Origin of the sequence: Collinsella sp. AM28-11LB, assembly GCF_003469895.1 — a bacterium.
In the GTDB taxonomy this organism is placed as follows: Bacteria; Actinomycetota; Coriobacteriia; order Coriobacteriales; family Coriobacteriaceae; genus Collinsella.
Map to the genome: position 1 here is coordinate 429,432 of NZ_QSKJ01000001.1, position 24,944 is coordinate 454,375.

Here is a 24,944-nt window from a genome sequence, read left to right on the forward strand (position 1 = left end):
ATAGAGGAGGAGTCTGCCCATGCCGGGTAAAAGCCTAGAGAACATGCACGTAGCGGTCTTGGCGGGCGGTCATTCCGCCGAGCGCGAGATCTCGCTCAATTCGGGAAAGAACGTCGTGGCGGCACTGAAGGAAGCCGGCTACACCTCGGTGGAGCTGCTCGACACCGCCGCCGATGACTTTATGGTAACCATGGCGACCGGCGGTTTCGATGTGGCATTTATCTCCATGCACGGCGCCGGCGGTGAGGATGGCGCCATGCAGGGTGCCATGGAGACCCTGGGTATCCCCTACACGGCCTCGGGCGTGCTTGCCAGCGCCTGCGGTGCCGACAAGGAGGTCTCTAAGCTCCTGTACGCCAAGGCGGGCATTCCCATTGCCCCCGGCCTCGCGCTCGAGGTGGGCGATGAAGTCGATACCGATCATATCGTCGAGGTTTGTGGCGAGCGCTGCTTTGTGAAGCCGGCCGTCAACGGTTCCAGCTATGGCATTTCCCTGGTCCATGAGCCCTCCGAGCTGCCCGCGGCAATCGCCAAGGCGTTTGAGTACGGCGACAAAGTGCTGATCGAGAAGTGCATCGAGGGTACCGAGATCACCGTCGGCGTATACGGTGAGGACGACGTGCGCGCCCTGCCGATCGTCGAGATTCGTAAGCCCGAGGACTGCGAGTTCTACGACTTGGACGTAAAGTACGTCGATCCCGCTGACATCCATCGTATTCCGGCGCAGATCTCGCCCGAAAACTATGCGCGTGCCCAGGAACTTGCCTGTGCGGCCCATAGGGCACTCGGTTGCTTGGGCATCTCGCGCAGCGATTTTATCGTGAGCGAGGACGGCCCCGTTATCCTCGAGACCAATACCATTCCCGGCATGACCGATACGTCGCTGTATCCGGATGAAATCCGCCACACCGACGACATGACGTTCCCGCAGGTCTGTGACAGCCTGATCCGTATGGGTCTTCGTCGAGCGGGCATTGCATGCTAATCGAGGACGCGGTTTCGTCAGGAACGCCGCAGTTTGTCATCGACTCCTATGCCACGCTTGCCGAGCGCGCCAAAACCCAATCGTTTGGCCTTATCGAAGAGGACGTTATCGTCCTCGATACCGAGACCACGGGTCTTTCGGTACAGGACAACGAGTTAATTGAGATTTCCGCGGCCCGTCTTTCGGGCCGCGAGATCATCGACCGCTTCGATACCTTCGTGCATCCCAAGCAGCTGATTCCCGCCGAGATAACCGAGCTCACGAGCATTACAAATGCCGATGTGGCAGATGCCCCATCGGCCGTCGAGGCCGTGGCCGCTCTCGCCGAATTTGTCGGTGGCTGCCCGGTGATTGCGCATAACGCCACCTTCGACCGTTCGTTTATCGAGTCGGTCAAGGGCGGTGTCAACGTCAGCGACATCTGGATCGATTCGCTGGCACTGTCGCGCATCGCGCTTCCGCGCCTGGCATCGCATAAGCTGTCTTTCATGGCCGACCTGTTTGGCTGCGACTCGGTGTCGCACCGCGCCAACGCCGATGTCGACGCCCTGTGTGGTGTGTGGCGTGTGTTGCTCGTGGCGCTCGGGGACTTGCCTCAGGGCTTAATGGCGCGCCTGGCCGACATGCACCCCGACGTACCCTGGTCCTATCGTCCTATATTCTCATTCTTGGCGGGGCAGAACCCCGGTTCTATCTTCTCTCTCAGCGCCGCTCGTGCTGACGTTCTCAAGGCCGATCGCGCCGACGATCGGGTGGACGCCGACGAACTGCCGGTCCTCAAGATGCCGAGTCGTGAGGAGATTGAGGCAGACTATGCGCCGGGTGGCCTGGTCAATCGCATGTATCCCACCTACGAGCCGCGTGATGAGCAGATCGCGATGGCGCTCGAGGTCCGCGATGCGCTGGTCACGGGCACTCATCGTGTAATTGAGGCGGGCACAGGCGTCGGCAAATCGATGGCCTATCTGGTGCCTTTTGCCGAGGCAGCACGCCGCAACAACATCACGGTTGGTATCGCGACTAAATCGAATAATCTCGCCGACCAGCTCATGTATCATGAGCTGCCAAAACTTGCCGAGCAACTGGACGGAGGCCTATCGTTTTGCGCCCTCAAGGGCTATGACCACTATCCATGCTTGCGCAAGCTTGAGCGCATGAGCCGCGGCCAAGTCGAAATTACGACTAAGCGTGATCCTGCCGATACGCTTACGGCAGTCGCGGTCATCATGGCGTACGTCTGCCAATCAGCCGATGGCGACCTCGACTCGCTCGGCATTCGGTGGCGCAGCGTCAACCGCCCCGACTTTACGACGGCCTCGCGCGAGTGTGCTCGTCGCCTCTGCCCGTTTTTCCCTGATAAATGTTTGGTCCACGGCGCTCGCCGTCGTGCGGCGCATGCCGATGTGGTGGTCACCAACCATTCCCTGCTGTTCCGCAATGTCGCGGCCGAAGGCAGGATTTTGCCTCCGATTCGTCATTGGGTAATCGACGAGGCCCATTCCATCGAGCGCGAGGCTCGCCGTCAGTGGGCGCGCGTGGTGTCGGCGGACGAATCACGCGTTCTGTTTGAGCGCCTGGGCGGCTCGAGCACCGGCGCGCTAAGCCAGGTTTCCCGTGATTTGGCAGCCTCCGGGGGCTCTACGCTCTATCTGGGCCTTACTGCCAAAGCGACCTCGACGGTTGCGCGTGCGAGCATGGCGATCGCCGACGTGTTTGATGGCGTTCGCGAGCTCGGCCGCCGTGCCCGTGGGGGTTATGACAATGCCAATCTATGGATTGGCCCCGAGCTGCGCGAATCTGACGACTGGCATGATTTCTTGCAGTCGGCCTACACTGCCATCGACGCATTGGAACAAGCTGACAAGAGCGTCGACGCGTTGGTACAAGCCGTCGCCGCCGACAAGCCCGAGGTTGTTGTCGACCTGGGTGAAATCTCGCGCCGCCTGCACGAGCTGGCCGAGAACCTCAAGCTCATCATTGACGGTACCGATGAGCACTACGTGTATTCGTTGCAAGTCAATCGCAGGCTGCGTGCCGGCGGCGAGTCGATGACCGCGGAGCGTATCGATATTGGCGAGGCCTTGGCAACCGAGTGGCTGCCCGAGGTCCACACGGCTATCTTTGCATCGGCGACCATGACGGTTTCCAAGAGCTTTGAGCACTTTAACCACGCCGTCGGCCTCGATCGCATCAGTGCCTCGACATCCTCATCGCTGCACTTGGACTCGAGCTACGACTTCGATTCGAACATGGCTGTAGTCGTTGCGGGCGATATCCCCGATCCGCGCGATCGTGAGAGCTATCTTACGGCGCTCGAGCGTGTGCTGGTCGACGCGCATCTTGCCATGGGCGGCTCGGTGCTCACGCTGTTCACCAATCGGCGCGACATGGAAGACCTATACGCCCGCGTTGAGCCCAAGATGGCCCGTGCGGGTCTGGAACTCAACTGCCAGCAGCGCAACTCGTCCCCTCGCCGTCTGCGCGATCGCTTTATCAACGAACCGACCTCGTCACTCTTTGCGCTTAAGGCCTTTTGGGAAGGGTTTGACGCCAGCGGCGAGACGCTGCGCTGCGTCATCATTCCCAAGCTGCCGTTCTCGAGCCCCACAGACCCGCTCTCATGCGAGCGCAATCTGCGCGAAGATCGCGCTTGGGCGCGCTATTCGCTGCCCGAGGCGGTGCTTGAAGTCAAGCAGGCAGCCGGTCGCCTCATTCGCTCATCGACCGATTGCGGCGTACTCATCTTGGCCGACCCGCGCCTGGTGACGAAGGGCTACGGCAAGAAATTCTTAACGTCGCTGCCCACGAGTTCCTATCAGCGCATCGAATCGGCACAAATCGGGCACTATCTACAGCTGTGGCGCGCACGCCACGAACGGCGCCGCTAAAGCGGACAGACGAGGGATTTTGCCATATCGCACAGACGCTCTGACAAGGCGGGGTCATCCAAGATGCGGATGGCCCCGCCCGCTGCGATTACCTGGCTCAGTAGCCAACGCTCGGAGCCATAATGCACGGTTAGCGTTGCCGTGTCTGCCCCGCCGCGCTCGATGAGGGTGACGCCGGCCCAGTCCAGATGCTCCGCCATATCGAATGGCATCAAGAGCTTTGCGCTACGCTGCGTCCGGGCAAGGGAATCGTGGAGGGATGCAACGTCCGGTGCGTGAGGCACGACGGAGTCTTCCGTCAGGGCGAGTCCCTCGATTTTATCCATGCGATAGGTGCGCTGCTCATCGACCGCGATGTCCCAGGCAATCAGGTATGTTTGGTCGCCGTTTGCCGTAATGCGCAAGGGGTCGACCAGACGCTCGCGTGGCCGTGCATCGTCCATCGAGCGATACGAGATACGACAGCGAACGCCGTCCTGAATGGCGCAGCTCAGCTGCTGCCAGTGCGACCCGCGGTTGACGGTGTCAAAGACGCGCTGGTTATAGCCGAGCTCTTCGGGTAGAAGAGCAGATCGAATCCGAGCCGCCGTCTGCGGCTCGATCCCCAACGATTCAAGTTCATGGTTGAGCACAGCGCCCTCGGCGGCACTCAGGCGCAGCGGTAGCACACGCCCGGCGTCACCGGTGAGGACCACACGCTCGCCGTGGCATTCGCAGATGATGCGCGCACCCGATTCTCGATCAGCGAGCGTCGAGACGATCTCGAGAATCTCGTCGAGCGACACCCTCGTGATGTTAAAGCGACTGCAAATCTCGGTTCGAGTCATGCCGTTCTCGCCGGCGGCGTAGAGGGCCTCCATGATGTCGATGGCGCGCGAGAGCCTCTGCTCGCTGGTGAGTTTACGCACGGGCATGCTCGTGCACCGTCCTTTCAATGAGGTGGTTCCACGCCTGTTTGAGCAATTTTGGGGCCACGGGCCTCATGCCGTCCATGGCGTGGGCCATGCAAAATGAAGCGGCGGCTTCAAGGTCGCGCACGTCAACGGTCCAGGTCCATCCCAAATCGGTGTGTGCGAGCTCGCCGCGCCCGCGCGTGAGACCGTTGATCATATCGATCTGCGTCTGAGGGGCGAACGAGAACGTAGCTGCAACGGGCGGTCGGTCGGCAAAATCGAACTCAAAGAATAAGTAATCGTTGAGGTTGAAGTCCGCAGGGATGGCGTAGGCCTTCGAAGGACGCCAAGCGCGAACGATACGGTCGCAGCGGAATGTCCTGATGTCGTCGGTGACATTGTCGAGGCCGCAGAAGTACGCCACGCCCTCGCGCTCGAACATGCCGTAGACGCAAACGGTCCGCTCGCGTTGCTCGCCGCGTCCGTTTTGGTACAAAAAGCGCAGCGCGCAACGCTCGGCAAAGGCACTCCATACCGCATCGACGGCGGGAGAGCGGCGGATCGGTGCTTCGTCCACCGCCGTCCCACCGGTGAGGTAGGCAATTTTGGAGCGAATATCGGCAAGCGGCGCGGCAAAGGTGGAAGAGCCGGCCGCTAGCGTCTGGTCGATGGCGTTGAGTAGGATGTCGGCGTCGTCTGCGGTGATGAGGCCACCTGCGGCAAACGTGTGCTCGCGGTCGATTGTCCACGAGCTTTCCTCGGTCTCCTGCGCACCGGCGGGGCGAACCTCCTTGATTAAGATGCCACGCTCGAGCAGTTTGTCACGATCGCGCCGAAACTTGCGCTTATCCGAGTCGATGTTGCCCGAGCCATATCCCAGGTCAGAATCCAAGACGATCTGCTCGGTCGTCAGCGGTTCGGGGGAGCTGTTGAGCACAAAGAAAAGATTGAGGATGCGCTGAGCCGTTTTATCGAAACTGGGCTCCGAATTCCCTTTTTTAATTGTCGCGGTCGTGTCGCTTGCCGTCATAGAGTCCTCGCATGAGAAGGTGGTTTGCTGCCATGATTTTAGTCCGATATGGAGATTAGGCTATATCCTTGTCCGCTCGGGGCGTTAAGATGGCCCGATTTCGGTCGTTTGCGCTCGCTCGGGGTATACTTTCGACTATATACGGTTCTAATGTGCATGCATTGGGCCTATTTGTCGGATTATGGATGTGGAGCGCACATGGCGAACACCCAGAACTATATTAACCACCTGCTGCAGAACACCGGCATTACGCCGGCATGCAGTGAAGAAGAGCGCTTGGCTGCCGAGGATATCGCTCAGATCTTCCGCAACCACGGCTTTGATCCCGAGGTTCAGGAGTTCAATGCCCCGGCGCCCAGTAGGTTGGCATTTGCCGTTACCGGTATTCTTGCGTTTGCCGGCGCCCTGCTGATGGGCATCGGCGGCGGTATCGGCTTGGTCGGCACCTTGCTGGCCATTGTCGGTGCCGTGCTCTACGTGCTCGAGCGCACGGGCCACCCCGTGGTTTCGCGCCTGGGCAAGACGGGCGTGAGCCAAAATGTCATCGCCTACCACAAGGCCTCGGGCCCGCTTGCGTCTCCGCGCAACCGCCCGGTGGTCGTTGTCGCACACTACGACTCTCCCCGCGCTGAGCTGCTTGCCCGCGAGCCTTATGCTTCGTATCGTGCGCTCATCGCCAAGTTGTTGCCCGTTGCCACGGTTGCCCCCGCTGCCGTTGCCATCCTGCGTATCCTGCCGCTCCCCGGCGCGCTCAAGGTTCTGCTGTGGATTGTCGCGATCCTCGCTTCCCTCGTTGCACTTGCCAACGCGGCAAACATCATCTCTAACCGCCACATTCTTCCCTATACGTCCGGCGCGGTGTGCAACAAGTCTTCTGTCGCCGCTATGCTCGGCGTTATGGACAACGTTGCTCCCTTCCAGGGCGAAAACGAGTTTCCCGACGATGTTCCGTTCGATACCTATTTTGGGGAGCAAAAGCGTCGTGCCGAGGAAATGGCGCGCGCAGCGGCGGAGTATGCCGCGGCCCAGCAGCAAAACGACTACGGCAACACCATCGAGTATGAAGAGCCCACCTACGCCGAGGACGAGTTCGGTCAGCCGATTGCTCCCGACGCTCAGGCCGAGCCCGAACAGGGTGAGGCTTTCGACGAGCAGATCGAGGGCTTTGAGGGTGCGTCTGCCGACGAGACGCTGATTGGCGCCATTGTGCCCGAGGATCAGAATCAGGCTGTCCAGGCCGAAGAGTTCAATGACGAGGTTCCCGCTGTCGAGCCGGCGGAGGAGCCTGTCGCGCCCGACCCCGAGCCCAAGCTCTATCGCAATGCCGCCGGCAACATCCGTTTTGGTTCGGATGCCATCCGTGCTCTCGGAATGCTTCCCGAGTCCTGCACGCTCGATTACGAGGAGGGCGAGGAGCCGACGTTTGAGTCCGAGCCTGTCCCCGTCGTGACTGCGCCTGCGCCCGTTGCCACCGTGGATGATGAGTCTGCCGCGGTGGCCGCTGCCGTTGCCGAGCCCGAGGCAGTGTCCGCGATCGATCCCGCTGCAGGACTGGACGTTTTGGCTCCCGCCGCGCCGGCGCAAGACGTTGCGGACGAGTCTGACGACGATTACGTTGAACAGCCGAGGCTCGTGTCTTACGAGAGCGATACTGATTTCTCAGCCGAGATTCCCGCGGCAACGCCCCATGCCGATATCGCATCCGCGTTCTCTTCGATTGGCGCCAGCGCTTCCAACTTCTTTAAGAGTGCGCTTGCAAAGGGCAAGAAATTTGTCGACGATTTCGAGGAGAAGCGCGCTGCCGCACGCGAGGCTGCCGAGCAGGAGGCTATCGCTCAGCAGCAGGCAGCCGAGGCGGCACGTGAGCTCGCGGCGCAAGAGTTCGAGCAGAACGAGGCTATGCAGTCCGTGCCCGTCGATGCCGCCGAAGCTACAACGTCCTTTGAGTCCCAGCAGCCGACGTCCGCGGATATTGTTGAGGCGACAACGTCTTTCGAGGCTCAACAGCACGTCGATAGCACCATGTCGTTTGATGCCGCGCAGTTCGATTCCACGATAACGTTTGAAAAGCAAGGCACCGCGATCGCCGAGCCCCTTCCTGTTTCCGATGAGCAGGGCGATGCGGCAGACGATGACGAGCCTATTGATGCCGCCGAAATCCAAGATGCCGCCGAGGACGAGCCCGTCGAGGCCAACTCTGACGAAGAGCAATACGCGACAGCCGAGCAAGATGATTCGACCGAGGTCGAGCAGGAGGAAGTGCCTGCGGTTTCCGAGGCTCCCGAGATAGATGAGTCGAGGCCTTACTCCACGCAGATTTTCACCATGCCGACCCCGAGTGGTTCCGGTGCCACGGTTGCCGATGTTGCTCCCACCCAGGACGAAACGGTCGATTCCCTTATGGCCCAGATTTCCTCCCAGGCATCGCCGCGTCCGCAGATGAATGTTCCCGATCCGGCGTCGGCTCCGTCGCCTGCACCTTCCTCGTCTCCGTTGGTTTCGGTCCCCGATCCGTCGCTGCCGTCGATGAAGCAGGCAAACGTTGCGTCTCGCACGTCGCTGTTCGACCTTCCCGACCCCTCCGCACAGGTCAACGACCCCTTTGCTACCGCTCAGGGTCCCGAACCCACATCGGCACCCGTTGCGCCTCCTATGCCCGTTGCGTCGGGCGCTCAGCCGATCGAGACTATTTCGGCTCCCGCCCCGGCGGCACCCAAGTCTCGCAAGCGCGGCCTGGGCGGCCTGTTCGGTCGTAAAAAGAAAAACGAACAGGACAGCATGAGTGATTGGCTGGGCGTCGAAGACGATTACGATGCCAAGAAGTCCGGTCGCGGCATCGGTTCGTGGGATAATTTCGAGGACGATAACGATGGCTGGAAGGGCGGCGCTACGTCTTCCGACGGCGCTTCTTCCGAAGATATGCTCTCGGCTGTCGCCTCTATGGGCGATGATGAGCTGCTCGGTCACGATATCTGGTTTGTGGCAACGGGCGCCTCGGATTGTGATGGCGCCGGTATGAAGGCCTTCTTGGCTTCGCATCGCGATAAGCTCCGCGGCGTATTCTTCATCAATCTTGAATCCGTCGGCGCCGGTAGGCTTTCGGTGGTGACGATTGAGGGCGAACAGCAGCTGCTCAAGGGCGATCGCCGCATCATGAACCTGGTCAGCAAGGTGTGCAAGTCGTTCCATGTCGATTGTGGCGCGCTCGAGATGCCCTATGCCAAGACCGATGCCTACTCCGCGCTCGAGGCGAGCCGCCGAGCCCTCACCATCGCCGGCGTGGACGGCACGCGCCTGGCTTGCGCTCGTACCGAGGACGACCTGCCCCACAATGTCAACCCGACGAACATTGCCACGGTATCCGAGGTCGTGACCGAGGTTATCCGCCGTTCGTAGACGGAGCTCTAAGGAGTCAACGTGTTTTCGTATATTAAGCGCCATTGGCCTGTCTACGTGATTTTGACCTTGATCGCCATTGCGTTAGGATTTGGGGCTGCCTACATCGTGGGTGCGAAGGGCTCGACCCCCGCCTCCGCAATCAGCGAAGAGGTGGAGCAAGAACAGAGCACGGGTGCCGATGGGATTCCTGAGTCCGAGCAGGCAATCGTTGATGGTGGATCTTCGTCTGCAGAGTAGATACGGCGATTTAAATGATTGAAAGCGGGCGAGCCGGGGGACTGGCGCGCCCGCTTTTTTATCGCGCTAGAGCTTCTTTGGGATCGACCTAAGGCGAGCGAACCATATGGCTGCGGCACCCGAGGTAAGGAGCGCGGTGATGCAAGCGGCGATGGGAACTGATCCTGTTGCCGGTAGGTCCTGCGGTAGGGTACAGCGTTGAATGACACGGTCCTCGTCATGTGACTCAAGTTTATCGCCGCCGCCGTTGCGGCAAAGATCGACGCGCGCGCTGTTGGTGAGTGCGGTTTGGGGCGTATAAGCCGACGTTGCCTGCATGTGCACGACTGCGCCCCGAGCGTCTGTGCCAAGGATTGCTTTGGCATCGTCAAGGTCGTCGTGCTCATCTTTGAGATCATCGCGGGTCCAGGAATCTGCATCGCTTCGAGTCGTAAAGTTGGCGGCTACTGCACCGTATTCAATGCGAATACCCGTTACGACGGTATTGGATGCAAGGTCGAGTTCTTTCGCCTCGAGTGTGGTGGATTCCGTGGTCGAGACATCCGCCTTCCAGAGGTGCCAGCCGTCGTAATCGACGAGGCGGCAGTCCTCACCAAGGCTCTCCTTTACCTCGTCGGACTCAAGCCAAGGATTTTCGTGCCCATCGTCAAGTGTCGCGTTTGCCGGCTCATCGACGTCTGTCGAGTCCAACGGCGTCGTGCGATACCACACGTTGCACAGACCGTTGAGGTCGCCGATGGCGACGGGAGTTTCGATTGAGACGAATCTCGCCGCATCGTCCTCGGCACACTCAAGATCATCGGTAATTGTGAACTCATCAACCCAGGTAGCTGAATCGTTTCGAGCGTCGATGGTATAGGAGAAAAGTCCGTCCGTATTGGTTTGCGTTGCGGCGCGATTTTTACCATCGCCGTTGGCCAGCAGACCCTTCCCGATAGGTTGGACAAGCTCCTGACGCTTGTCGACCTGTCCTTTGATCTCGATGGGCGCATCCTTCATCGCGACGGATTGGACTTCTCCCGTATCCTTTATTTCAAACGTTATCTCCTCGGCAAGGTCATAGGTCCGCGGAGACATCATTTCGCGCAACGAGTAGGTGCCGGGTGCAAGATGTTCGACGCGGTGCGGCTTGTCGGATGAGGTCCAGGAGTCTATTTCGGTTTTATCGGGACCATATAAGGTGAGTTGTGCGCCTTTCACTTCCTGCTCTCCGCTTGCATCGACCTTGGAGATATCAACCTTGGTGTAATCGTTGGATAGTTTAAGCCGCGCTTCTACAACGGGCGTTTTTTGGTCGGCATAAGTAAGGTCGACAATATGGGATGTCCGATCGAGCAAGAAGCCTGCCGGCGCTTGAGTCTCGACAACCTCGTAGCGCGCGGTACCAGATCCCAGCGGGAGGTCGTCCGCGCGTGCTTTTCCAGCTTCATCCGTAATGACAGTAGCGACAGTCTCACCGTCGAGCGCGGCAATGCTACCGTCGGGGCGCACGATATCACCCGAGGCGCGGATCTCAAAGATGGCGCCCGCGAGGCTGCTGCCGTCTACGGCATCGGTTTTAACGATCCTGATGTTTCCGGTCGCGGCGTGGTCATAATACGAGGCGATTGCAACGGGCGTTAGGTTCATGTCGGCGGGTATGTTTACCTCGATCTCTTCGCCGACAAGATAGGGATCTTTGGCCGAGGTTTCGCGTACATAATAGGTGCCCGGCACGAGCGATTCGGGCAGTGTGATGGTCCCGGTCGCGTCAGTCGTAAAGGTGTCCATTACGTTATGTGCTGGATACCAGCAAGTTTGTGAGACAGGTTCGTGATTGCTGTCTAGTAGTTGGAAGGTGAATCCGGCTAGTGGAACAGAAGCGCCTGTTTGGGCATCGCGTTTTACAATTTGGAGATGCGTCGACAGAGCGTGGTTGTCCACGATATATTGAAGCTCGGCGTCGTCGGAAATCTGATTGGCCTCGACGGTCCATTCCCCTGCACGTTTAAAACCCTCGGGGACGGTTTCCGGAACCTCGCGAACGGTGTAGCCGGCGCGGTCGTATGGGATGGCTCCGTGGACACCGGCGGGTCGCTTGCCTGCGCCAAACCATGCTTCTGACTGATCTTTGGTGGAGGCAAAGCCATAGATGTTTGTGGTCAGCGTGCCAACAACCTGCTGAGAGCTGTTGCTGACAACCTCAAAGACAACACCTCCTGCCGGCTGCTCCAGGCCGGATTGATCGCTATTGCCGTAGTCCTTGAATTTGGAAATCTCAAGGTCAAACGCAATGGGGATATCGGAAACGCGAGATTCGATCTCGACCACGCCTGAATCGCCGAGCTGGTCGGCTCCAACGGTATAGGTCCAGCTGTCATTGGATGGCAGGTAGCCCTCGGGGGCTTTTGATTCATAGATGGTAAAGGTTCCTAGGGGGACATCGGTGAGGGTGGCTCGACCGCTTTCGTCGGTCGTGAGGATTTGCGCCCATCCGGGGGTTGATTGCGACACACACGTGAACTCTGCTCCTGCGAGTGAAGATCCCACCTGGGGGCCGGCATTCGTCGCGGCATCGAGTTTTACGATACACAGGTTGATGGTGCCGGGCTGTTCATCAATGGTGACCTGTCCACCGTCATTCCCCGTGGTAAAGGCGATGCGATCACGACGGGGGACATAGCCGGCCGGCGCCTTCGTTTCAACTAGGTAGTATGCCGTATTGGGCAGAAGTGCTGCCTGCGCTCGACCGTTGCCGTCCATCTGGATGGTGCCGACACGTGCGTCGCTGGCGCTCTCAAAAACATCGAATGTTGCCCCGTCAAACTGATAGGTATTGTTTCCGCTGGTAATAACGGTGTTCGCAGACTGCTTTTGGAAGGAAACAGAGACCGCCGGCAGTACATAGAGCATGTCTTGACGTTTGCTGCCGCCCGATACGGTTCCTAAATAGCGCCGCGCGCGGTGTGGAGCGGCTTTGATGCTTCCTGATTTTGCGTTGTCGTGGAGCCACCGCGCAGCCGCCACGACTTCATTGTCGGCGGTAAAGTGCCCACTCTTGGTTTTGCCCTGAGCGGTCGTGTAGGAGTAGGTGCCGTCGACATGGGTAGTGCCGTTGAGCATCCATACGGCAAGCTGGGTGGCGGCGCGGGCGCGATCTGGTGAAAGATGATAACCGCCAAACGACGTGGCGGTAGGATATCCGTGACAAACGATTGCCGCGAACTCGTCGTCGAGCCACACCCAGCCTTGATCAAAGTTGAGCCATGGGCCGCCCGGCTTGGTGGGCCCGGGGCGTTCCTGGTTCATGCAGTAGGCAATCGAGGCGTCCTGAGCTTCATATTTGCCGATGAAGAAGGGTCCACAATCATCGCTAATGGTGCGGAAGCCGAGCTGATCGTAGCCATCGACGGCAAATGCGGCTCCCGGTGCCAGGCAGCCGAAAAGCAGGAAGAGGAGTAGGAGCAGCGGACCTGTTGCGATTGCGCTGTGGACAGAGTGCGTGGGTGCGTTGGACATGGCTGCTCCTTATCCCTCGTGCGCCGCACGGGGAGGCTGCGGCGCGTAGGATGAGGCTACAGCCGAGGTTCATGCGGGTAAGTACCGGAGCCTGACCAAAAGCTTGCCCAATTCCTGACAAATTGAGCTCAAATACAACAATCAGACAAAAGCGCAGGTAGAAGATAGGGAGAACAGGAGGTCAAAGGTCCTCGTCTCCACAATTGATGTGATATTCAAACGAATCTCCACAGCTAAAACAAGCATCGCCACCCTTGTATCGAACAAGACAACCGCGTTATACTAGCCAACACACAAGCGGGCATCGCCAAGTGGTAAGGCATCAGCTTCCCAAGCTGACACTCGCGGGTTCGAGTCCCGTTGCCCGCTCCAGTTAAGAGCACAAGCACGGCACCATCACGGTGCCGTGCTTTTTTCAATAAAGTGCCGGGACTCGAACCCGACAGGGTGCGAGCGTAAAGCAAACGCGAAGCGTTTGTAGCGAGCAGGCGAAGGCGCCGGCAGGCGCCTGAAGCCGGTGCGGATTTGCGAAGCAAATACGCGGACGTCCCGTTGCCCGCTCCCCCAGCAAAGGGAGACGCTGGGACACACGGCTCGACCGGGTCTCCTTCAGCGGTTCCGTGGACCGGAGCATGCCGACCGCAGCCGGTGCGGATTTGCGAAGCAAATACGCGGACGTCCCGTTGCCCGCTCCATCGAGCGTGGGAGACCTCGGGACGGCCAATTCAACAAAGCCTCCCCATCGTCTCCGTGAATCCGAGGAGATCGCCCACAGCCGGTGCGCGTCCGCGACGCGGGCGCGCGGACGTCCCGTTGCCCGCTCCAATTCCAAAATGTTAGGTTCATGCCTACTGTCCATACTCGCACCCGCGCACGGTACAATGGTTGGGTTACGACCAACGTGCCAATAACCAAAAAGGAGCCGCTATGATCGATCGCTATACCCGCCCGGAGATGGGACACATCTTCTCCCTCGAGAATAAGTACGCCATTTGGCAGGAGATCGAGGTCCTGGCCTGTGAGGCCCAGGCGGAGCTCGGCAAGATCGGCATTTCTAAAGACGAAGCCCAGTGGATCCGCGACCACGCCAACTTTGAGAAGGCAAAGGTCGACGAGATCGAGGAAGTCACGCGCCACGACGTTATTGCTTTCCTGACCAACATGAAGGAGTACATCGACGCCGATGTCCCCGAGGGCGACCCCAAGCCCAGCCGCTGGGTTCACTATGGCATGACCAGCTCCGACCTGGGCGATACGGCTCTGTGCTACCAGCTCACCCAGGCCTGTGACCTGATTATCGAGGACGTCAAAAAACTCGGCGAGATTTGCAAGCGCCGCGCCTTCGAGGAGCGCAACACGCTCTGTGCCGGTCGCACCCATGGCATCCATGCCGAGCCGATGACCTTCGGTATGAAGTTTGGCTCTTGGGCATGGGAGCTCAAGCGCGATCTGGATCGTCTTGAGGACGCCCGCAAGAACGTTGCCTTTGGCGCTATCTCGGGTGCCGTCGGTACCTATAGCTCCATCGAGCCGTTTGTCGAGGAATATGTCTGCGAGCACCTGGGTCTGGTTCACGATCCGCTGTCCACGCAGGTCATCAGCCGCGACCATCATGCCTACCTGGCCGGCGTCCTTGCCACTACAGCGGCCACCTGCGAGCGCATTGCTACCGAGGTCCGCAACCTGCAGAAGACCGATACGCTCGAGGCCGAGGAGCCTTTCCGCAAGGGCCAAAAGGGCAGCTCCGCCATGCCGCACAAGCGCAACCCCATCACCATGGAGAAGGTCTGTGGCCTGTCGCGCGTCGTGAAGTCCAATGCCCAGGTTGCCTTCGACAATGTCGCCCTGTGGCATGAGCGCGACATTTCGCACTCCTCTGCCGAGCGCGTCGCCCAGGCCGATAGCTTTATCGCACTCGACCACATGTTCCAGTGCCTTATCCGCGTTATCGACGGCCTGCAGCTGTATCCGGCTCGCATGATGGCCAACCTCAACAAGACTCGCGGCCTCATCTTCTCCTCCAAGGTCCTGCTGGCCCTCGTCGATACGGGCATCACCCGCGAGGATGCCTATGCCATCGTGCAGGAAAACGCCATGGCTACCTGGCACGAGGTGCAGGATTGCGTCTCCGGTCCCACCTTTAAGGAGCGTCTCGAGGCCGACCCGCGCTGCACCGTCAGCCAGGAGAAGCTCGACGAGATCTTTGATCCGTGGGACTTCCTCACCCGTATCGACACGGTCTTCGATCGCCTGGAGCAGCTGAGCTTCGAGTAGGTTCGGGCATAACGTTAGCTTTTTAGGGCGCTTTGCTGGTAATGTGTGTTGCCGGCAAAGCGCCTCGTTGCATTTAGGGAAAGACGGGGATAATAGTCGTCTCGAATAACATTCTGAGAGAGGATCGCATGATTTCGTTTGATTACAAGCCTCAGGGCGTGTGTGCTCGCAATATTCACCTTGACCTGTCCGATGACGGCAACAAGGTGGTGGGCGTCGAGTTTACCGGTGGCTGCAACGGCAATCTCAAGGCTATCTCCAAGCTGGTCGAGGGCGCTCCTGCCGATCGCGTCATCGAGGTTCTCGCTGGTAATACCTGCGGTATGAAGAAGACTTCTTGCGCCGATCAGCTCACGCGCGCTATCGAGGCCGCTCGCGCCGAGATCGCCTAATGAGTATCGCCGACCAGATCAAGAACGGAATATCGCGCCGCGGCTTTGTGCTCGGAGGGGCTGCCGCGGGCGCTGCCACGGTGCTTGCCGGATGCTCAAAGAAAACGGGTACCAGCGACGACGCTGCCGGCGAGCCACAGGTTATCAAAGACGACTCAAAGATTGTCTCGATTACGGATGAGTACGAAGCTGTTGATATCGATCTTGAGCCTGCGGCCTCGTGGACGCTGCCGCTGGGCACGCTACTGTACTACTGCGATGGTGACTACGCTGCCGCGATGATGGCGCCTGCTTCTGCCCTGCATGCCAATACGCTTGGTGTGCTCAACCTGGGCGATGGCTCGCTCACGACGCTTATCGAGGATCCCGTCGAAGGTACGGGATATTCGTTTTACGATGTCCGCGCCGGCGATGGCGTGTTTGCTTGGGTCGAGATGAACTTTGCGAACTCGTCATGGAAGCTCTATGCGCAAAGTATGGCAGGCGCGTCGCTTGTCGGAGATGTGGTTGAGCTCGACCGAGGCGGCAAGGACTACGATCCGCCGATGTTTACGGCGTTCGAATCGTCTGTCATTTGGTACAAGATGCCCTCAACGGGCGGAAATAAGACGAGTAGCGATTCGTATTGCTACCGCCGTTCGCTCGATGAGGCAAAGGTCGAGACCATTTGGAAGTCAACGGGTCGCTTTGCATCTGCCCCGCGCGTGAGTGACGGTATCTTGACCATATCCCCGCGCGTGCGCAATGACGAGGGTGTCTACTACGGCATGACGGCGATTGACCTGACGGACGGCAACAATACCAAAAGGGCTCAGCTGGTCCTTCCCTCCTCGGTGTCTCCCTTTGAGGCCGTATATATGGGTGACACATTTGTGTTCTCCATCGAGGCGACCTATAACGGCGTGGGAAGTCTTGGAAACATGGGCACCTATATTGGCAACGAGAACGGGACCTTCCTATTCCTGTCGCGTGAGCCGCTTGCATGTGCTGCCGGCAGGAAGAACAAATATCTGGTTAAGGTTCAGGCATCGCATTTTCTGATCGATACCTCCGCCAAAACCTATGGCTCGCTGCTGTCGCCCGACCGCGCCCTTGAATATGGCGATTATCCAGCTACGGCGGGTAAATCGAATACGTTTTTGACCTATGCCACGGTACGCAACAGCCAGGGAATCCCCGAGACGGTCACTGCCCGCCTATTCTCTCTTTAGTACCGAGGGGTTAAAAAGGCGCCAACGGGGGAATAAACGCGTTGTAATTGTGAGTACCGCCCGCCGAGCCGCCGCACTGCAGCGGTGCTCGGTGGGCATAGGTGCGTTAAAATGGGCTTGTTCTTAGCTAATTGAGACAGGGGGGCCGTGTTATGGCTTCAGATGCAAAAAAGATTCTGCTGGTCGAGGATGAGAAGGCAATCCGTGACGCTGTCGCTGCCTATCTCGAGCGCGAGGGCTATTGGGTTGTGGGCGTGGGCGACGGCCAGTCTGCTATCGAGGAGTTCGAGAAGCATCAGTTCGACCTGGTCGTGCTCGACCTCATGCTCCCTAAGATTCCCGGCGAGCGCGTTTGCCGCACCATTCGCGACACCTCGGATGTGCCTATTATCATGCTTACCGCCAAGGGCGAGATCGAGGACCGTATTATCGGCCTCGAGCTCGGAGCCGACGACTATCTGATCAAGCCGTTCTCGCCGCGCGAGCTTGTTGCGCGCGTTCGCGCTCTGTTCCGCCGTGCCCATCAGGCCGACGAGCCCGCCGTCGAGGTACTCGACTTCGGCGATCTGGTCATCGATATCTCGGGCCACAAGATTTTGGTCGAGAACAAGGAAGTGGACCTGACCGCTTCCGAGTTTAAGCTGCTCACCACGCTTGCTCGTCATCCCGGTCGTGTCTACAACCGTATGGAGCTGGTTGAGAAGGTTCTCGGCTACGACTTTGAGGGCTATGAGCGCACCATCGACAGCCACGTGAAGAACCTTCGCGCCAAGCTGGGCGACGACCCCAAGAAGCCTAAGTGGCTCTACACCGTCCACGGTGTTGGCTATCGCTTCGAGGCCCCGGCCAAGACCGATAAGGCGGACGAGAAATAGGGAAATCACATATGACACCTGCGCGCTTTGAAATCGGACAAAAGCACAAGCAGGAAAACGAGGCGGGTTCCAAAGCAAGTTGGAACACGCCTCGTTCCGATTCACGGCCAACGATGAGCTATCCCTCGCGTATGGCCCTGGCTTTTGCCCTGACGTCGCTCATGACGGTATTGGTGCTGGTGGGCGTTGTCTCCGTTGTATGGGGCACCGTCTTTTCGGATTACACGCGTTCCAATATCGTTGAGATCGCCAATTCTGCCGCCGAAAAGCTTGCGACGTCGTACGAGGAAAACGGCAATTGGACGGCGGGCGAGCTGCGCACGGTCGCGACATCGAGTTTGGTGTCCGACGATCTGGGCATGCAGGTCGTCAACAAAAAGGGCGTGATCGTTTATGACGACTCATGGCCTTCGGCAAGTGCGACCGCCGATGTGCGCGAGAGCGAATCGGCGTCGAGCAGCTCGAGCGGTAAAAAGGCCTCGCATAGCCCGGTTTCGTCGGCGCCCACCGACTCCGATAGTGTTGCCAACGTCGAAATCATAACGTCTTCCGGCGAGCATGTCGGACAGGTAAAGCTATGGGCCATCGGCTCCGACGCCCTGCTCACCAAGGCAGATTCTGCGTTTAGAGAGAAGACCTTTAACGCCATGGCCCTTGCCGCGGTTGTGGCAGTCTGCATCTCGGTCGTTATCGGATCGCTCATGTCGCGCATGCTCACCAAGCCGATTCATCGTATTACCAGCACGGCCAAGCAAATTCGCGATGGCGATCTATCCGCTCGCACGGGCTTGCGCGGCGATGACGAAATCGATCAGCTGGGTGAGACCTTTGACGAGATGGCCACCTCGCTCGAGAAGGATATGAAGCACGAAAAGCGCCTGACCTCGGATGTCGCGCACGAGCTTCGCACACCGCTTATGGCCATGCTTGCAACGGTCGAGGCCATGCAGGACGGCGTGTATCCCACCGATGATGAGCATTTGGAAACCGTTGCTTCCGAGACGCGTCGACTTGCCCGTCTGGTGCAGCAGATGCTCGACCTGTCGCGCATGGAAAACAGCACGGCGCCGCTCAACCTTGAGCAGGTGGACATGGTCCCCTTCGTGCGCTCCATCGTCAACGCTCAGGAGCGCCTGTTTGTCGACCGCGATCTGCGCTTGCGCTTTGCAGACGAGACCCAAGGTCACGATGATGTCGTCGAGGCCGACCCCGATATGATCACGCAATGCGTCATCAACCTCATGAGCAACGCCATGCGCTACACCCCCGAGGGCGGTTGGGTCGTGGTGTCGGTGCTCAGTGACCGCAAGCATGTCAGTATTGCCGTTTCGGATACCGGTATCGGCATTGCCAAGGACGATCTGTCGCGCATCTTCGGCCGTTTTTGGCGCGCCGATGCCAGCCGCGCCCGCGAAGCTGGCGGCCTGGGCGTTGGCCTCGCCGTGACCAAGCAGATCGTCGAGCGTCACCATGGCTACATATCCGTGGAGTCGGAGCTTGGAAAGGGTACGACTTTTACAATTCATCTGCCCCGCGAGCACACGGCGGACGCGGCATCTACTACAATGGAGCACTAGCTTTTCGCTATTCGGTGAAGGAGGGGCCGCGTCCCTGCCGCTCCGAGTTTGCGAAAACGTGTGGGAAAGAACCCGCATTTCTGTCGTATTTAGGTAAGGAGTGACTCACGTGACAACGATGGAGCGTCGTCCGGATTCCCGTGGCAAGGTTCGTGATATCTACGATGCCGGTGAAAACCTGCTGATGGTCGCCACCGACCGCATTTCTGCGTTCGACTTCATTCTTCCCGACGAGATTCCGTTTAAGGGAGAGGTGCTCAATCGCATCTCGGCGTTCTGGTTCGACAAGTTTGCCGATATCGTCCCCAACCATCTCGTCTCCATCGACCCGGCGGATTTCCCCGAGGAGTTTGCTGAGTATCGTGACTACCTCGCTGGCCGCGCCATGCTGGTTAAGAAGGCCCAGACGATTCCTATCGAGTGCATCGTCCGCGGCTATCTGACCGGTTCGGGCAAGAAGACCTACGACGAGAACGGCACCGTCTGCGGCATCCAGCTGCCTGAGGGCCTGATCGAGGCTTCCAAGCTTCCCGAGCCGCTGTTCACGCCGTCCACGAAGGCCGAGATCGGTGACCACGACGAGAACATCTCGTTCGAGCGTTGCTGCGAGATCGTGGGCGAGGACATCGCCACGCAGATTCGTGACCTGTCTCTCAAGATCTACAAGGCCGCTGCTGAGTACGCCGCGACCCGTGGCATCATCATTGCCGACACTAAGTTTGAGTTTGGTGTCATAGATGGCAAGGTCACGCTGATCGACGAGTGCCTCACGCCCGACTCCAGCCGTTTCTGGCCTGCCGCCAGCTACGAGGAGGGCAAGATCCAGCCTAGCTACGACAAGCAATTCGTCCGCAATTGGCTCAAGGCCAACTGGGATATGACGGGGGAGACCCCGCACCTGCCCGCCGAGGTCATCGATGGCACGTCTGAGCGCTATCGCGAGGCCTTCCAGATCATCACGGGCTCCCAGTTCAAAAGCATGAAGGAGAACGCATAAGTGAGTACCCGTAGCGCCACGAACAAGCGCACGCAATCCCACGAAGTTACCGGGGTTGCGCGCAAGTCTGCCGCATCTGCTAAGCCCGCCCGCCAAGCAGCGAGCTCCGTTCGCGTCGTGCCGGCTTCGTCTAAGGCACGCCGCAAAGAGCTCGAGAAGGGTGAGAACCTCGAGGGCCTCTCTAAAGAGGAGAAGCGCGCCCGCAAGGCTAAGCAGCGCGCCAAGGAGGACCGCATCTATACGGTGTCGAATATCCTCCTCAAGCAGGACGAGGACTACACCAAGCGCCGTCGCATCTGGTGGATTGTGCTCGCCATTGGCATGGTGCTCGTCGTGGCCATTTGGGCTTCGCTGTACTTCGCTCCCGCTGGCATGGTGTCCAGCCCCGTCCAGATGGTCGGCATCGTTTTGTCCTACGTCATCATTTTGGGCGACTTTATCTATGACTTCGTGCGCATCCGCCCCCTACGCAACATGTACCGCACGCAGGCCGAGGGCATGTCCGAGAACAAGCTCAACGCTCTTATTGAGCGCGCGGCTGCCGAGGAGGACAAAAAGGACTCCAAGAAGAAATAGCGTTTGCATTCATACTTATCGCTAAGATATAAGGCGCGTCGTTTTTGCGACGCGCCTTTTTACTGTTCTATAGATAGATGGAGTGGCACATGATTCGAGCTGCCCTGACGGTTGAAGAAGCTCTGGAGGGCATGAAGGCCCTGGAGCCCAAGATTAAAAACTACGCTCGCCTGGTTGTCTGCAAGGGCGTAAACGTCAAGCCCGGCCAGGAAGTCGTCGTTCAGTCTCCGGTCGAGTGTGCGCCGTTTGCGCGCGTGGTGGTCGCGGAGGCCTATGCTGCCGGCGCCGGCCACGTGACGGTCATTTGGGCCGATGATGCCGTGACGAGGCTCACGTACGAGCATGTCGATAAAAGCTATTTTGAGCAGACGCCCGAGTGGAAGCGCCTGCAGCTGGATTCCCTAGCCCAGGACGGTGCCTGCTTTATCTTTATCGAGGGTGCGGATCCCGCAGCCCTCAAGGGCATCGATCCAGCCAAGCCGGCCGCGGCATCCAAGGCGAGGAATACGCAGTGCAAAGTTTTCCGCCGTGGACTGGATTACAACATCAATCCGTGGTGCATCGCCGGCGCTCCGGTCGTGGCTTGGGCGCACGAGGTGTTCCCGGGAGACGCCGATGAGGTTGCAATCTATAAGCTGTGGAATGCGATTCTGCACACCGCTCGCGCCGATGGCCAGGACCCGGAGAGCGACTGGGAGCTTCATGACGCGGCGTTCGAAAAGAACTTGCGCTTCCTGAACGACAATCGTTTTGACCGGCTGCATTACACCGCGGCAAATGGAACCGATCTGACGATTGGCATGACGAAGGGTCACGAGTGGGCCGGCGGCAAGGGTAAGACGCCCGATGGACATCCCTTCTTCCCCAACATCCCCACCGAGGAGGTCTTCACTTCGCCCGATCGCATGCGTGCCGACGGTATCGTGTACTCGGCCATGCCGCTCATCCACCACGGTAACAAGGTCGACGATTTTTGGATTAAGTTCGAGGGCGGCCGTGTGGTGGACTACGACGCCCGCGTGGGCAAGGCGACGCTTGCGAGCATCATCGATACCGATGAGGGCGCTGCTCATCTGGGAGAGGTCGCGCTCATTTCCAAGAACACGCCGATCCGCGAAAGTGGCGTTCTGTTCTACGATACGCTCTATGACGAGAACGCCAGCTGCCACCTTGCGCTGGGTGTCGGCTTCCCCGAGTGCATCGAGGGCGGGTATGACATGTCCAAGGAGGAGCTCCTGGAGCATGGCGTTAACGTCTCGAGCACGCATGTTGACTTTATGATCGGCACGGACGACATCGATATTACGGGCATTACGCCTGATGGACGTGAAGTTGTGATTTTCCAGAACGGCCAATGGAGTTGGGAATAGACCCAGACCGTGGTACAATGCCACCCGCGGGCCGTTAGCTCAGCTGGCAGAGCAGGGGACTTTTAATCCCAAGGTCCAGGGTTCGAACCCCTGACGGCCCACCATAGAAAAGAAAAGCGACTGGCGGATGCCGGCCGCTTTTTTGTTGCAGGTACACGGGTTCGAACCCGTCGGGGCGCGGAGCTGAGTAAACGCGTGAGCGTTTGCCAGCGCAGCGCGCAAGGCGCGAAAGCGCCGCAGCGGCCGCCTGCGGAGCAGGCTGAACCCCTGACGGCCCACCATAGAAAAGAAAAGCGACTGGCGGATGCCGGCCGCTTTTTTGTTGCCGGTACACGGGTTCGAACCCGAACTTCTCTATATATAAGAACGCTTGGCGAACAAAACCTGCCTTTTACCGACGGGAAACAAATAGCTGATGCTTTTGGAGTAAAGTGGCGCTCCAGAGATGACCGACGCCTTAACACCTATAAACCAGCTGGTCATCGCCAATATCAGAAGCTCTTGCTTCGAATACGGCCTCAGTGAAGCAACTGAGGGTTCTATTCATTTGTGAACAAAATATGGAGTGCGTGATTCCCGCCCCCGGGGCCCATCCGGTCTGGCAATATATCTCCTTGCCGCGCGGCCCGGTCGGACCGGATCGGCCGCTAGGCGTGCACCTTGAGAACCGGATACTGCGAGGATGGACACAACAGATGTGTCGCATCCGGGCAGACATCGAACCATTTGAAATGGTCTGACTTGGATTGTTTTTCGCAAGGCCGCCGAGAGGCGGCCCCGAGAAATTCCTTTTCCTATCAAACAGAACCATATGAATCCAACGGAACCGATCAGCGAGTGACTGAGAGGACCGGACGGGCTCGAGGCCCAAATATTTTTGGACGGAGAGTTCGATCCTGGCTCAGGATGAACGCTGGCGGCGCGCCTAACACATGCAAGTCGAACGGCACCCCTCTTCGGAGGGAAGCGAGTGGCGAACGGCTGAGTAACACGTGGAGAACCTGCCCCCTCCCCCGGGATAGCCGCCCGAAAGGACGGGTAATACCGGATACCCCGGGGTGCCGCATGGCACCCCGGCTAAAGCCCCGACGGGAGGGGATGGCTCCGCGGCCCATCAGGTAGACGGCGGGGTGACGGCCCACCGTGCCGACAACGGGTAGCCGGGTTGAGAGACCGACCGGCCAGATTGGGACTGAGACACGGCCCAGACTCCTACGGGAGGCAGCAGTGGGGAATCTTGCGCAATGGGGGGAACCCTGACGCAGCGACGCCGCGTGCGGGACGGAGGCCTTCGGGTCGTAAACCGCTTTCAGCAGGGAAGAGAAGAGACTGTACCTGCAGAAGAAGCCCCGGCTAACTACGTGCCAGCAGCCGCGGTAATACGTAGGGGGCGAGCGTTATCCGGATTCATTGGGCGTAAAGCGCGCGTAGGCGGCCCGGCAGGCCGGGGGTCGAAGCGGGGGGCTCAACCCCCCGAAGCCCCCGGAACCTCCGCGGCTTGGGTCCGGTAGGGGAGGGTGGAACACCCGGTGTAGCGGTGGAATGCGCAGATATCGGGTGGAACACCGGTGGCGAAGGCGGCCCTCTGGGCCGAGACCGACGCTGAGGCGCGAAAGCTGGGGGAGCGAACAGGATTAGATACCCTGGTAGTCCCAGCCGTAAACGATGGACGCTAGGTGTGGGGGGGCGATCCCCCCGTGCCGCAGCCAACGCATTAAGCGTCCCGCCTGGGGAGTACGGCCGCAAGGCTAAAACTCAAAGGAATTGACGGGGGCCCGCACAAGCAGCGGAGCATGTGGCTTAATTCGAAGCAACGCGAAGAACCTTACCAGGGCTTGACATATGGGTGAAGCGGGGGAGACCCCGTGGCCGAGAGGAGCCCATACAGGTGGTGCATGGCTGTCGTCAGCTCGTGTCGTGAGATGTTGGGTTAAGTCCCGCAACGAGCGCAACCCCCGCCGCGTGTTGCCATCGGGTGATGCCGGGAACCCACGCGGGACCGCCGCCGTCAAGGCGGAGGAGGGCGGGGACGACGTCAAGTCATCATGCCCCTTATGCCCTGGGCTGCACACGTGCTACAATGGCCGGTACAGAGGGATGCCACCCCGCGAGGGGGAGCGGATCCCGGAAAGCCGGCCCCAGTTCGGATTGGGGGCTGCAACCCGCCCCCATGAAGTCGGAGTTGCTAGTAATCGCGGATCAGCATGCCGCGGTGAATGCGTTCCCGGGCCTTGTACACACCGCCCGTCACACCACCCGAGTCGTCTGCACCCGAAGTCGCCGGCCCAACCGCAAGGGGGGAGGCGCCGAAGGTGTGGAGGGTGAGGGGGGTGAAGTCGTAACAAGGTAGCCGTACCGGAAGGTGCGGCTGGATCACCTCCTTTCTAGGGAGATAAATCTTCTAGAGAGATCAACTTAACTCGAATAGAGGGCAGGAGCCCGTCCGGTAGATGTCCGCCTGGATATATCCCCGCAGCACCCGGTCCCCGGGGTCGCACCCGCGTACCTTGAGAGCCGCATAGCGATAGGAGAGAGATGGAAGATACTTCTTCCAGACTCGATTCTTTTCTGCGATTTATCAGACAGAATGATAGCAATCATTCATCCGATCCAAACAAGAAGAATTCACTTATCAAATGAGTGAGGAGCATCTGATCGCGAGCACAGTCAAGACTGTGCCGCGGTATGAGATACCCGAATTGCGACATACGAGCGCTATTCATGATATCGATTAATTAACTT

At 59.3% G+C, this 24,944-nt stretch carries 15 protein-coding genes, 2 tRNA genes and 1 rRNA gene; 15 read left to right on the forward strand and 3 right to left on the reverse strand.

Annotated elements, in window-relative coordinates:
- Nucleotides 1-19 precede the first annotated feature (19 nt).
- Both DW732_RS01835 and DW732_RS01840 read left to right on the forward strand, forming a co-directional pair.
- Nucleotides 20-985, forward strand: coding sequence for a D-alanine--D-alanine ligase (locus tag DW732_RS01835; RefSeq protein ID WP_117734823.1), 966 nt, complete (start codon nt 20-22; stop codon nt 983-985).
- Nucleotides 979-3,873 carry a helicase C-terminal domain-containing protein gene (locus tag DW732_RS01840; protein WP_117734824.1) on the forward strand — a complete coding sequence of 965 codons (2,895 nt, stop codon included), beginning with the start codon at nt 979-981 and terminating at the stop codon, nt 3,871-3,873. Before DW732_RS01835 ends, DW732_RS01840 begins: the two co-directional genes overlap by 7 nt.
- Here DW732_RS01840 and DW732_RS01845 read toward each other — a convergent pair.
- Nucleotides 3,870-4,787, reverse strand: a complete 918-nt coding sequence (locus tag DW732_RS01845; RefSeq protein WP_117734825.1) for a YafY family protein — start codon at nt 4,785-4,787, stop codon at nt 3,870-3,872. The genes DW732_RS01840 and DW732_RS01845 overlap by 4 nt on opposite strands.
- On the reverse strand, nt 4,774-5,796 hold the full coding sequence (locus DW732_RS01850; RefSeq protein WP_117734826.1) for a YafY family protein: 1,023 nt from the start codon (nt 5,794-5,796) through the stop codon (nt 4,774-4,776). The genes DW732_RS01845 and DW732_RS01850 overlap by 14 nt, the downstream gene beginning before the upstream one ends.
- Nucleotides 5,797-5,994: 198 nt before the next feature.
- On the opposite strand from DW732_RS01850, the gene DW732_RS01855 reads away from it, so the two are divergent.
- Complete coding sequence (locus tag DW732_RS01855; RefSeq protein WP_118098366.1) at nt 5,995-9,192, forward strand: hypothetical protein; 3,198 nt, start codon at nt 5,995-5,997, stop codon at nt 9,190-9,192.
- Between the two features lie 21 nt (nt 9,193-9,213).
- The gene (locus tag DW732_RS01860) at nt 9,214-9,432 is read left to right on the forward strand and encodes a hypothetical protein (protein WP_022094153.1); all 219 of its coding nucleotides are present in this window, start codon (nt 9,214-9,216) and stop codon (nt 9,430-9,432) included.
- A gap of 66 nt (nt 9,433-9,498) precedes the next feature.
- Here the strand turns inward: DW732_RS01860 and DW732_RS01865 are convergent, their stop codons facing one another.
- Complete coding sequence (locus tag DW732_RS01865; RefSeq protein ID WP_118098368.1) at nt 9,499-12,930, reverse strand: SpaA isopeptide-forming pilin-related protein; 3,432 nt, start codon at nt 12,928-12,930, stop codon at nt 9,499-9,501.
- Between the two features lie 297 nt (nt 12,931-13,227).
- Between DW732_RS01865 and DW732_RS01870 the strand changes: the two genes are divergently transcribed.
- The 11 genes from DW732_RS01870 (at nt 13,228) to DW732_RS01920 (ending at nt 24,586) form a co-directional block, all read left to right on the forward strand.
- Nucleotides 13,228-13,302, forward strand: a tRNA-Gly gene (locus DW732_RS01870).
- A 555-nt stretch (nt 13,303-13,857) separates the two neighbouring features.
- The gene (purB, locus tag DW732_RS01875; protein ID WP_055251306.1) at nt 13,858-15,204 is read left to right on the forward strand and encodes an adenylosuccinate lyase; all 1,347 of its coding nucleotides are present in this window, start codon (nt 13,858-13,860) and stop codon (nt 15,202-15,204) included.
- A gap of 128 nt (nt 15,205-15,332) precedes the next feature.
- Nucleotides 15,333-15,596, forward strand: coding sequence for a TIGR03905 family TSCPD domain-containing protein (locus DW732_RS01880; protein WP_117629999.1), 264 nt, complete (start codon nt 15,333-15,335; stop codon nt 15,594-15,596).
- Nucleotides 15,596-16,807, forward strand: a complete 1,212-nt coding sequence (locus DW732_RS01885; RefSeq protein WP_117734829.1) for a twin-arginine translocation signal domain-containing protein — start codon at nt 15,596-15,598, stop codon at nt 16,805-16,807. The genes DW732_RS01880 and DW732_RS01885 overlap by 1 nt, the downstream gene beginning before the upstream one ends.
- 152 nt (nt 16,808-16,959) lie before the next feature.
- Nucleotides 16,960-17,682: a response regulator transcription factor gene (locus DW732_RS01890; RefSeq protein ID WP_117734830.1), complete on the forward strand. Its 723-nt coding sequence runs from the start codon at nt 16,960-16,962 to the stop codon at nt 17,680-17,682.
- Between the two features lie 113 nt (nt 17,683-17,795).
- Entirely contained in the window at nt 17,796-19,259 is a 1,464-nt protein-coding gene (locus tag DW732_RS01895; RefSeq protein ID WP_370213885.1) for a sensor histidine kinase, read from the forward strand.
- A gap of 118 nt (nt 19,260-19,377) precedes the next feature.
- Nucleotides 19,378-20,256: a phosphoribosylaminoimidazolesuccinocarboxamide synthase gene (locus DW732_RS01900; protein ID WP_118098370.1), complete on the forward strand. Its 879-nt coding sequence runs from the start codon at nt 19,378-19,380 to the stop codon at nt 20,254-20,256.
- The gene (locus tag DW732_RS01905; RefSeq protein WP_118098372.1) at nt 20,257-20,832 is read left to right on the forward strand and encodes a hypothetical protein; all 576 of its coding nucleotides are present in this window, start codon (nt 20,257-20,259) and stop codon (nt 20,830-20,832) included.
- A gap of 89 nt (nt 20,833-20,921) precedes the next feature.
- Nucleotides 20,922-22,202 (forward strand): aminopeptidase, encoded by a 1,281-nt coding sequence (locus DW732_RS01910; protein ID WP_118098374.1) that lies wholly within the window; start codon nt 20,922-20,924, stop codon nt 22,200-22,202.
- Nucleotides 22,203-22,230: 28 nt separating this feature from the next.
- A tRNA-Lys gene (locus tag DW732_RS01915) sits at nt 22,231-22,306 on the forward strand.
- A 774-nt stretch (nt 22,307-23,080) separates the two neighbouring features.
- Nucleotides 23,081-24,586, forward strand: a 16S ribosomal RNA gene (locus tag DW732_RS01920).
- The last annotated feature ends 358 nt before the right edge of the window (nt 24,587-24,944 follow it).